This window comes from Paenibacillus sp. FSL E2-0178, from assembly GCF_038593005.1.
In the GTDB taxonomy this organism is placed as follows: Bacteria; Bacillota; Bacilli; order Paenibacillales; family Paenibacillaceae; genus Paenibacillus_AQ; species Paenibacillus_AQ phytohabitans.
Genome location: NZ_CP151953.1, coordinates 3,927,525 through 3,939,148 on the forward strand (window position 1 = coordinate 3,927,525; position 11,624 = coordinate 3,939,148).

Consider the following 11,624-nt stretch of genomic DNA (forward strand, 5'->3'; position numbering starts at 1 on the left):
CCCGGGCGGGTCTTCTTCATATCCATATAAACGGCTATTGCCGCTGACAACGATTATATTAGATCAGCATGCTGAATAAATTGACATCCTTGTTGATCTCTACGTAATCCACGCCCTTCTGCTGCATCCGCTCAATCAGCGGGGCGTAGGCATCTGTAGACATCAGCTCAATGCCCACCAATGCCGGGCCGTTCTCCTTCTCGTTCTTCTTCGTGTATTCGAACCGGGTAATGTCATCGTCGGGTCCGACTACCTCAGTCAGGAATTCACGCAGGGCACCCGCGCGCTGCGGAAAATTAACCATGAAATAATGCTTCAGGCCTTCATAGATCAGTGAACGCTCCTTGATCTCCTGCATCCGGTCGATATCATTATTGCCGCCGCTGACGATGCAGACCACGCTTTTGCCGCGGATCTGATCCCGGTACATGTCCAGCGCAGCAATCGGAAGCGAGCCTGCCGGCTCCACAACAATCGCATTCTCGTTATACAGCTCCAGAATGGTTGTACAAGCCTTGCCTTCCGGCACTTTGACTACATCATCCAGGAGCTTCGAACAGATGTCGAAGGTCAAGCCGCCGACACGTTTCACCGCCGCACCGTCAACAAACTTATTGATTTCCTTCAGGGTGATCACCTCACCGCACTCCATGGCCTCGCTCATGGAAGCTGCTCCGGTAGGCTCCACACCGATCACCTTAGTCGCCGGGCTCACGGTCTTCACATAGGTGGCTACACCTGCCGCCAGGCCGCCTCCGCCAATCGTAACAAATACAAAGTCAGCCGGCTTGTCCAGGCTCTCCATAATCTCCATCGCAATCGTACCATTGCCGGCGATAATGCGCGGCTCATCAAACGGGTGAATCAGCGTCATGCTATAGTCTATACAAGCCTGTAGCGCTTCATCGTAAGCATCGTCGAAGGTATCCCCCTTCAGAATCACTTCCACGAATTCGCCGCCAAAACGCCGGACCTGCTTAATCTTCTGATTAGGTGTAGTGCTCGGCATAAAGATTTTCCCTTTGATTCCCAGTGCCTTACAGGAATACGCCACACCCTGGGCGTGGTTACCCGCACTTGCACAGACAATCCCCTTCGCTCTGTCCTCGTCGGACAGACTGCGGATCATATTGTAGGCCCCGCGGATCTTGAAGGAGCGTACAATCTGCAAATCTTCGCGTTTCAAATACACATTACAGCCGTATTTAGCTGACAGTACCGCATCCAGCTGCAGCGGCGTACGGACGATAACCTCCCGCAGCACATGATGTGCGCGTACAATATCTTCCATCCCTACGATCCGGTTTTCGCCTTCTCTCATCTTTTCCTCGCCTCACTGTCTCTTTCTTATCGTTTCGCTTCTTGTAACATACTCTTCCAGAGACATTTTTTCAACCCTTGTCCTCGTCACACAATACAGCATCCACTGCCGGTGGAACCCTGCAACTCCACTCCTCCATTCTTAAGTTCATCTTATATAGTTGTATAATGTGCAATTAAAAACAGCGAAAAGGGAGGCTCGCCTCTTATAACTGTATTCTGTACAACTAAATCTGCCCGAATGGGCAAGAACCGTCTACATAGTGCTTTTTAGTTGCACGAAATACAACTAAACGGATAATAGGTGGAGAATCAGACGTTTTAGTTGTACAAAGTGCAATTAAACCCACCGGAAGACACTCCTAGGCATATACCGTAATCCGGTCACGGCGTTCTACCCTCATATCTTCATATCCTCATTTCCTCATTTCCTCATATCGCACTCCAAACACCCCGCCTATGCGTTATGCTTACTTTCCAAACGCAACAAGCAAACGGCCCCGCCATACATCAGCAGGACCGTCCCCTAGCTTGCTATACCTAGACCTTAAACCGCGAGACCGTCTGCAGCAGCTGCGCCGAGCTGATCTTGATCTCCTCCATCTCGGCAACAATACTGCCGGACTTGCCGATGATCTGCTCCGCCTGGACGGCGATGACCCCGGCCCCTTCTGCGCCTTCATTCGTTGCACTGCCCGTCTCGCTGATCGCAGTCAGCATGCTCTGAATGGAAGCCAGCAGCTCTTCGGAGGTGGCACTGAAGTCTGTAACCAGCTCATCAATATACTTGGCATCTTCGCTGTACCGCTCACCCGTCTCCTGCATCGCATCGTAATCCTTCAGCACCTGCCGGTCCATGAAGCGCAGCATGCTCTCCGCACCCTCGACCAGATTGGATACCGCCTGGACTACCGCTTCAGTAACTCCCTGGATTTCGGTCACCGTCTCCCGCGAGTTATCAGCCAGCTTGCGGATCTCCTCCGCCACAACGGCGAAGCCTCTGCCCGCATCCCCGGCCCTCGCAGCCTCAATGGAAGCGTTCAGCGACAGCAGATTGGTCTGGGCGGCAATTTCCAGAATTGCTCCTGTGAGCGCGCCTATCTGCGAGATCGACTTCGACTGCTCAAGCGCCATGCGCAGCTTCTCTTCACTCTGTCCGTAGATATGATCCGCCTGCCTGCGTGACTCAAATGCGCCCTCTTTCAGCTTATCCGCCCGTACATTAATTTCCCGGGCCGCATCTGCACCCTCTTGGGCTTTGCGGGCGATACCGTTAATGGCATGCTCGAATTCGATCGTGCTGGCATTCATTTCCTCCATCGAAGCCGCCGTCTGTTGCATACCTGCTGACAGCTCTTCCGTAATCCCCGAAATATCGGTGATGCTGCCGTCGAGCACGAACACATTCTTCTCCGTATTCTCCACTGCGCCAGAGATGCTCTGCGAGCTGCGCATGATTTCCTGAATCAGCGACTGCTGTGAGGAGATCATATCGTTGAAGCCCTCTGCCAGTACGCCGATTTCCCCTTTGGCGGTAACCTTCGCTCTTACCGACAGGTCGCCGGACATCGCTTTTCGGAAGGCAGCTGTAAGGATAGGAATCTGCTTCAATATACTATTGGAGACAAAGTACAGCAGCACGGACATCACTACAATCGAAGCAATAATCGAGAGAATAAAGATCAGCTCGAATTTCTTCAATTCCTGCTCCGCTTTTTTCTCCGGCACAATCAGCGCCACGGACCACTGATTCTCTACAGCCGGCGAATACGACACATAACTGGCCTCTCCGTCAATATCCGTCTTTATCACATTCGAGCCCCACTGTACCATCTTATCCCCGACAGCTTTCCAGTCTTCGCCAAGATCGGACATTTTCTTCAGCAGAATATTGTCTGTATCCGGATGGTAGATGAAGGTTCCTGTCTTATCAATCAGTACGGCATACCCGCTGCCATTGTAATTAAAAGCGCTCAGCGCCTGGGTAATCTGCTCCGTGGAGATATCCGCACCCGCGACACCGATCAGCTTGCCGGCATCGTCGAGAATCGGTGCGCTGACGCTGACGACCATTTTGCCGGAGCCGGCATCAATATAGGGGTCCGTAACCGTAACACGCTTATTCTTGGCTGTATTGGCATACCAGCCCCGCTCCTTCAGCACGAAGTCCGCCGGCGGCTCGAACTCATCCTGCGTAATCACCTTGTTCGCAGCATCCAGACCTATATACACATTCAGCAGGTTCTTATTGTTGTTCTTGACCAGATTCAGGGTGCGGATCAGTTCACTGTACCCGCTGGTGGTCTTCGCTGTTTCCGGATCACTTACACTGGCGATATAGTCACGGATATAGGCGTTGGCATTCAGAAGCTCTACACTGTCCGAAGCGGGCTGCAGCAGCTCATTGACCTTAACGCTTATCTCTCCTTTCTCATAGGTCAGCGAATTGTTCAGGCCATTGACTATAATCTGCTTGGCATTGCTGTAAATCACTACGGATACAATAACAAAAATAGCAACTACAGAGATAATCACCGACAAAAACAGCTTGGCGCGAATCCCCATATTGCTTAAAGATAATGTCAGCAGCGCCTTATCTTTCTTGCTCTTCTTCTGTGCCATAGGACTCCCCACCTTCAAATGTAAATAGGCTCAGGTAATACTCTCACTCGAATGCTCCCTGTCTTTTCGACTTATTTCTGCAAAAAAACTCTTTATCCCTTTAACGTTTTACTTCGAGCTGTGAAATAAGTGTGACCATGTCAGGTATTTTCAGAAAAACACAGCATTAAACAAACATTTTCATTTGAAAATAGGCTTGTTTTACTAGTTTTTTTGGATAATGTAGGTCGGAGGGTTAATCCATGTCAGGTTATCTACAAAAAAACACAGCCCGGAGGACTGTGTTGGATATTTCATGTTCAGATCATATATAGATCATCTATATTCTATTGTTTCAGCATCCATTTGAGCAGATCCGGCATGCTTGCCCACAAACGCGAATGCATAATGACATATTCAATGGCTTCATTGGAATCGCCCATTCCGACAAAATCCGGGAGATTATGCGGCAGGCGCTTTACGCCCAGCAGATAATCAGGCACATGCTTGTTCACTCCGCGCGCAACACGATACAGCATTTTGAGCTGCGAGGTAATTCCGTTCTTCTTGAACTCCAGCACAATCCGGTCATAGGCAAAAGCTGCCGCCGCATCGTCTTCCCCGTAGTTCTTGATCACCCGCTCCGCTTCCTTCAACTGATTGCTGTACAAGTAGACAGCGGCCAAAAGATAGCGTGCACCGGTATTGTCATCCGGGTTAAGCTCGAGAATATGCTCCAGAATCTCCGCTGCTTCCTCTGCCTTCCCGCCAAACCAGCAGGATTCCGCATAGCTTTGGCAGATACGGATATAAGGACGGGTCTCCGTAAGCCCCCAGAAATACCCTTTGTTCTTGGTAAAATAAAGCTCGCCCAGTTCACGTCTGCCTGCTGCGATTCCCGCTTTGAGGAATTTACGCGCCTCATGCTCATTCTCCGATTCCTCGGCCAGGATAAGATAGGCATCCGGACTGTCCGGATAAATCTCCAGTGCCGTCTCCGCCAGCTGAACACGGCGTTTCGCAGAAGTGGCCTCCACCGCTTTGTACAGAAGGGCTTGGGCCTTCTCCTGTGGAGTGCCCGGACCATTCAGCGCGATCAGCTCATCAGCTTCTCCGCCCATTCCGTATTCTTCGACATAATTATATAATTCTTTGACCTTACGGGAGATGGTGGCCGCCGTAACTTCGTATTTATCGGCAAGATCCGTCTGCGACAGCATGAAGCCGTATTCCTCTGACAGCAGATATTCGATGGCCGCGCAGAACGAGCCGGCTTTCTTCACCGCAGGTTTGGTCTGCCGGGAGAAGCCATTCCACAGCACCAGGGCTTCCAGAATCAGTTCCCGGTCGTATTGATTTCTCATGCTCTCAATGAGCTGCAGCGCCAGCTGTTCATGGGCCGGATGCTCCCATTTCAGTTCGCGTGCGACCATCTTTTTCAGCTTGGGCAGTGTAAGCTTACTCTCGGTACGTACCGCGGCCTCCGCTGCTGACTGTTCCTGTACGGATTCGCTGAATACAGCCTCTTGTGCTGCCGCATCCTCCGTCGTTACCAGCCGCAGTATGGATTCGACCGCTGACGTTTCTTTATCCAAGCAGCACTTCTTATATTTTTTCCCGCTTCCGCATGGGCATAAGTCATTTCTTCCGACCTTACTCAAAAACAATTCCCCCTTAAATCTGTAACTAAGCATCCGTAAAAAAACGGCATCGCTGTTATTGTACTTATTATTTAAGTATCATTTCCCGGCATGGGGTTTTCTATATCCCCTGAACATTCAGCAAGTGGAAACGGCTTGGCCGTCCTGTTAAGGACAGTTTAAAAATATAAATCCCTAAATTTTAAAAAAGGCCTTTCCATGAAAGGAAAGACCCTTTATCTGTATATATCCGCACATTTTCCCCCGTACGAGTTGTATTATAGCACTTCTCCTACTACTTGTCAGTCCTTTTTTTGGGACTAATAGCATAAACTAACCCCGCAAAGTGGGGCTTTAGCTTCGATGAGTATACAGGTAATTTGCATTGGCCCCAAAGCATAGGCACTCTTTATCTGGCTGAAATACAGTGCTTTATCCTCAGATCAGAGCCTTCATAGCGATGTCACTCCGGCACTGTTTGCCCGGGAAGGTGATCTTTCCGGCACTGGCATATGCTGCTGCACGCGCTTCGGCAATCGTAGGCCCCATGCCTACAACTCCAAGCACCCGGCCGCCGCTGGTTACCCAGCTGCCATCCTCACCGCGTGCAGTTCCCGCATGGAAGACGAGTCCGTCCGTATCCGCTTCAAGTCCGCTGATCGGCACACCCTTCGGATACGGACCGGGATAACCTTCCGAAGCCAGGACCACGCAGACTGCGGCCTCATCGCTCCATTCAATCTGAATATCCGCCAGCCTGCCTTCTGTAACAGCCAGAAAGATCTCCAGCAAGTCGCTTTGTAGCCGGGGAAGAACAACCTGCGTCTCGGGATCACCGAAGCGGGCATTGAATTCTATCGTTTTTGGTCTGCCGTCCGGCGAGATCATGAGCCCTGCGAACAGTACGCCGCTGAAGGGGCGCCCCTCAGCCACCATGGCTCTCGCCGTCGGCTCGATGATGGTCTCCACCGCTTCGCGGATAATGTCCTCATCGATATGCGGAAGCGGGGAGTATGTCCCCATGCCTCCCGTATTAGGTCCTTTATCGCCGTCGAATACCGGCTTATGGTCCTGTGCAGCCGCCATCGGCCGCACCGTCTCGCCATCCACAAAGGCCAGAATCGACATTTCCTGCCCGGCAAGAAACTCCTCGATCACGACCTGTGCGCCGGCTTCACCGAAGACCTTAGCCACCATGATATCCCGCAGAGCCGCCTCCGCTTCCTCACGGGAATACGCCACGGTCACACCTTTGCCTGCAGCCAATCCGTCCGCCTTGATTACAATCGGCAGCTCCTGAGTACGCAGATAGGCAAGTGCATTCCCGTAATCGCTGAACTTCTCATACGCTGCTGTCGGGATGCTGTATTTATGGAGCAGATCCTTCATAAAGGTCTTGCTGCCTTCGATTTCCGCCGCATTCTTCCGCGGGCCGAATACAGGAATATCCTGCGCTTCGAATGCATCGACGATCCCCGCTGCCAGCGGATCATCCGGTCCGATAACGACCAGACCGATCTCCCGTTCCTTGGCAAAAGCAGTCAGCTTATCGAATTCGAATACGCCGATCGGCACACATTCCGCAAGCTGCGCGATCCCGGCGTTGCCGGGTGCGCAGTAGATTTTACCGGCCTTGGGGCTGCGGGTTAAGCTCCAGATGATCGCATGCTCCCGGCCTCCGCCGCCGACCACTAAAATATCCATCAGTATGAACCCCTCCCAGCGTTCTAGTGTTTGAAATGGCGAACGCCGGTGAAGACCATGGCAATGCCGTATTCGTTAGCAACCTTAATGGATTCCTCGTCCTTAATCGACCCGCCCGGCTGAATAACTGCCGTAATACCAGCCTTGGCAGCCATCTCCAGGGTATCTCCCATTGGGAAGAAGGCATCGGAAGCCAGTACAGCGCCTTTGGATTTCTCTCCGGCCTGCTCGATCGCAATCTTGGCCGCGCCGACACGGTTCATCTGTCCGGCACCTACGCCTACGGTCATATTATCAGCCGCCAGCACAATCGCGTTCGACTTCACATGCTTAACCACCTTCCAGCTGAAGAGCAGCTGCTTCAGCTCTTCTTCCGTTGGCTTGCGGTCAGTTACGACCTGCAGCTCCTCCGGATTCACGGAATGCACGTCACTTTCCTGCACTACCATCCCGCCTTCAATGGAGGTTACAACAAAGCTGGTTTTACGGGAAGCCGCCGTGCTGAGGTTGCCCAGCTTGAGCAGGCGGATATTCTTTTTCTTCGTCAGGATTTCCAGTGCTTCTTCCGTGAAGCCCGGAGCCAGAACGATCTCAAGGAAAATATCCTTCAGCATATTAGCCGTGTCTTCATCAATGATCCGGTTCGCCGCAACAATTCCGCCGAAGATGGAGGTTGGATCGGCATTGTACGCTTTTTGATAAGCCTCATATACACTCGCACCCACGCCTACGCCGCAAGGATTCATATGCTTCACAGCCACTACAGCCGGTTCTTCAAACTCTTTTACAATCTGCAGTGCCGCATTAGCGTCGTTAATATTGTTGTAGGACAGCTCCTTGCCGTGCAGCTGCTCGGCAGCGGTGAGTGTATCCTGCGCAGCCAGCGGCTTGCGGTAGAACGCAGCCTTCTGATGCGGGTTCTCGCCGTAACGCAGATCCTGGATTTTCTCGTAAGTGACCGTATAGCGTTCCGGCAGCGGTTCACCGGTTACATTCGCCAGATAATCGGCAATCAGGGCATCGTAAGCCGCCGTGTGGCGGAAGACTTTGGCCGCAAGACGTTTGCGGGTTGCAAGGGTGGTATCTCCATTTGCACGCACTTCCTCAAGCACTGTAGCATAATCCGCCGCGTCCACTACCACACTGACAAAAGCATGGTTCTTCGACGCCGAACGCAGCATCGTAGGTCCGCCGATATCGATGTTCTCGATAGCTTCCTCATACGACACATCCGGCTTGGCAATAGTTTCCGCGAACGGATACAGATTTACTACCACCAGGTCGATGTAGTCGAGTCCAAGCTCGGTCATCTGCCGTGTATGCTCTTCGTTATCACGAACCGCAAGGAGGCCGCTGTGTACAGCAGGATGCAGCGTTTTGACGCGTCCATCCATAATTTCGGGGAAGCCTGTCACATCGGAAATCCCGATGACCGGAACGCCTTCTTTAGCCAGAAGTGTGCTGGTGCCGCCTGTGGAGATAATTTCTACGCCTAGTGCAGACAACTCGCGGCAAAAATCCACGATGCCCTGTTTGTCCGATACGCTGACCAGCGCTCTTTTGATACTCACTTTGAATAGTCCTCCTCTGGATTCACGCTAGATTAGGTTGTGGCTAATGATCGCAGGATCATTGTCGCCGGTTAGCCCATGCTTATACTTGAGTTTATAATGTTTATAAAATAAGTGGATTTACGTCATTTAATTTCGGCTGGTTATCAGCCGGATAGAAATTAGTTGGAAATTGTCCATCTAAATGATGCCATATGCGCCTTAGAGCCTACGAACGCCAGAATTAGTTGTACTTTATCCAATTACGTTCCGCGGTCGCTGGGATTCAGACAAATTAAGTGGTGTAAATCCAACTGCTATATCGACATCAACCGGCATGTCAGCAAACCCGTAATTCCGGCAATTTCAAACTGCTCAGTCAGCCAATCCGACATCTTGCAGACTTTGTGCAATATTTCCCGAGAAATATCAGAATCAGCCGCACCTGCCTGAAATATTAATGGTGTGTCAGATCCGGCTGGTATGGCATCTGCTATTATTCGCCGATTGTCGTTATTCTTCCGTTCAATTCCACTTTCCCGGCGGCAAAAGCAGCAACCACTTCAGGATACAGTCCGTACTCTACCTGGTGGATACGTTCTGCAAGTGAATCGGCTGTGTCTCCCGGCTTCACCTCAACGCTGCGCTGGGCAATAACCGGTCCGGTATCCATGCCTCCGTCGACAAAATGCACCGTCACTCCCGTCAGCTTCACGCCATAATCCAGCGCCTGGCCAATCGCATCCTTACCTGCAAAGGCCGGCAAAAGCGACGGATGGATGTTGATGATCCGCCCGGCGTAAGGCTCAAGCAGCACAGGTGAGATCAGACGCATGTATCCGGCTAACACGATCAGTCCGATGTCCCGGCGCTGCAGCTCGGCAACAATTTCCGCCTCATACAGCTCACGGCCCGCGAAGTCCTTCGGCCGCAGCAGGAGGGCGGGAATTCCCGCTTCCTCCGCCCGCTGTGCCACAGGCGCTTCCGGCTTGTCCGAGACCAGCAGCTCTATGCTGCCTCCGCCGAGCTTCCCCTCCTGCTGCGCCTGAACCAGTGCGGCGAAATTGCTGCCCTGCCCCGAGGCAAATACAGCGATCCGGCTCCACTCCATCAGACTTCAGCTCCTGTAAAGGTAACCTTGCGTTCACCTTCTGTTACAGTCCCGATAAGGTAAGCTTCTTCTCCGCTCGCTTTCAGCAGTTCCAGCGCGCGCGCTCCGTCCGCTTCAGCCACCACCAGTACAAGGCCGATCCCCATATTAAAAGTGGTAAACATATCGCGGTTGCTTACATTGCCTTTGCTCTGCATCAAGCCGAAGACCGGCTGAATCGGCCAGGAGCCGTAGTTAATCTCTACATTTACATTCTCAGGCAGTACGCGCGGGATATTCTCGATGAACCCGCCTCCGGTAATATGGGCCATTCCTTTAACCGGAAGCTGTTCCAGCAGGGCCAGCAGCGGCTTCACATAGATTCTGGTTGGAGCCAGCAGTACATCCACGAGCGGAGCGCCGAGTTCAGGCACTACATCATTCAGTCCGTAGCCGTCTTCCTCCAGCAAAAGCTTGCGCACCAGCGAGAACCCGTTGCTGTGGATACCGCTGGAAGCCAGGCCAATTACCGTGTCTCCCGCTGCAATGTCTGCGCCAGTTACCAGCTTCGCTTTGTCGGCAACCCCTACCGTAAATCCGGCGATGTCGTACTCACCGGCTGAATACATGCCGGGCATCTCGGCCGTTTCGCCGCCAATTAATGCGCAGCCTGCCTGGTGGCAGCCTTCGGCGATTCCGGCAACGATCGCCTCAATCTTCTCCGGCACTACCTTATCGCAGGCCAGATAGTCGAGGAAGAACAGCGGCTCTGCGCCCTGCACTACGATGTCATTCACACACATGGCTACCGCATCGATGCCAATCGTGTCGTGGCGGTCCGCTGCGAACGCGATTTTGAGCTTCGTGCCCACGCCGTCCGTTCCCGATACGAGAACAGGCTCTTCATATTTGTCCTTATTCAGGCCAAACAGTGCGCCGAATCCGCCCAGCTCCGTCATCACTTCAGGACGGTAGGTGCGCTTCACATGCTTCTTCATGCGTTCTACCGCTTCATTGCCAGCCGCAATATCCACTCCGGCGTTTTTATAAGCTTCCGACACTTTTGGACACCTCATTTAAATTAGTTTAGAGCGCGGGTTCGGGGCGGCAGGGATTTGGGTGTTTTGGTGGTTATAGTCGTCATTACGAAGAATGTTTGGACTTCCGGCCGCTGTTATATTTGGATTTCCTTGATTTGAACCGCTGTCCGCGGTAGAAATCCAAATATAAAGGCGAACGCAATCGCTCCTACAGTTCCAAAATTCCTCTTCATGACTCCAACCACCGGGGTCAAACCCGTGCCGCAAGCCGAAATTTCGCGCCTTGCACAGCAGCACTGTTTCGGCGCTGTGGGCGAAGCCCAGCGCCTCCAAGCGCACGGGGCGAAGCCGTGCGTGCCCTTAGGCGACAGGCCTCCCGATTTTGCGTTAGCAAACAGGACGGGGGCGGGAGCCCTCAGGCGCACGGGGCAAAGCCGTGCGTATCCTTAGGCGACAGACCCCCCGATTTTGCGTTAGCAAACAGGACGGGGGCGGGAGCCTCTAGCGCACGGGGCGAAGCCGTGCGCATCCTTGGGTGACAGAACCTCCGGATTTGCGGCAGCAAACAGGACAGGTTCTGGAGCCAGGGCCCGGCGGGCAGCATGCCGCCAGGGCGCGCAGCGCCGTGAAGCGTGTCCCGGCCGTGCGCAGCACACAGGGACAAAGCGTGCACCCGCAC

7 protein-coding genes are annotated in these 11,624 nt (G+C 52.8%); all 7 read right to left on the reverse strand.

What is annotated here, in order from left to right:
- Nucleotides 1-58 precede the first annotated feature (58 nt).
- The 7 genes from ilvA to purM all read right to left on the reverse strand — a co-directional run bounded on the left by ilvA (nt 59) and on the right by purM (nt 10,966).
- Nucleotides 59-1,321 (reverse strand): threonine ammonia-lyase IlvA, encoded by a 1,263-nt coding sequence (gene ilvA, locus MHI42_RS17050; RefSeq protein WP_171719877.1) that lies wholly within the window; start codon nt 1,319-1,321, stop codon nt 59-61.
- A gap of 539 nt (nt 1,322-1,860) precedes the next feature.
- Nucleotides 1,861-3,942 (reverse strand): methyl-accepting chemotaxis protein, encoded by a 2,082-nt coding sequence (locus tag MHI42_RS17055; protein WP_342424554.1) that lies wholly within the window; start codon nt 3,940-3,942, stop codon nt 1,861-1,863.
- A 326-nt stretch (nt 3,943-4,268) separates the two neighbouring features.
- Entirely contained in the window at nt 4,269-5,615 is a 1,347-nt protein-coding gene (locus tag MHI42_RS17060; protein WP_342424555.1) for an SEC-C metal-binding domain-containing protein, read from the reverse strand.
- A 384-nt stretch (nt 5,616-5,999) separates the two neighbouring features.
- Nucleotides 6,000-7,265: a phosphoribosylamine--glycine ligase gene (gene purD / locus MHI42_RS17065; protein ID WP_342424556.1), complete on the reverse strand. Its 1,266-nt coding sequence runs from the start codon at nt 7,263-7,265 to the stop codon at nt 6,000-6,002.
- 23 nt (nt 7,266-7,288) lie between these two features.
- The gene (gene purH, locus MHI42_RS17070) at nt 7,289-8,836 is read right to left on the reverse strand and encodes a bifunctional phosphoribosylaminoimidazolecarboxamide formyltransferase/IMP cyclohydrolase (protein ID WP_171719873.1); all 1,548 of its coding nucleotides are present in this window, start codon (nt 8,834-8,836) and stop codon (nt 7,289-7,291) included.
- A 475-nt stretch (nt 8,837-9,311) separates the two neighbouring features.
- Entirely contained in the window at nt 9,312-9,926 is a 615-nt protein-coding gene (gene purN / locus MHI42_RS17075; RefSeq protein ID WP_342424557.1) for a phosphoribosylglycinamide formyltransferase, read from the reverse strand.
- Nucleotides 9,926-10,966, reverse strand: coding sequence for a phosphoribosylformylglycinamidine cyclo-ligase (purM, locus tag MHI42_RS17080; RefSeq protein WP_342424558.1), 1,041 nt, complete (start codon nt 10,964-10,966; stop codon nt 9,926-9,928). The genes purN and purM overlap by 1 nt, the downstream gene beginning before the upstream one ends.
- Between the last annotated feature and the right edge of the window lie 658 nt (nt 10,967-11,624).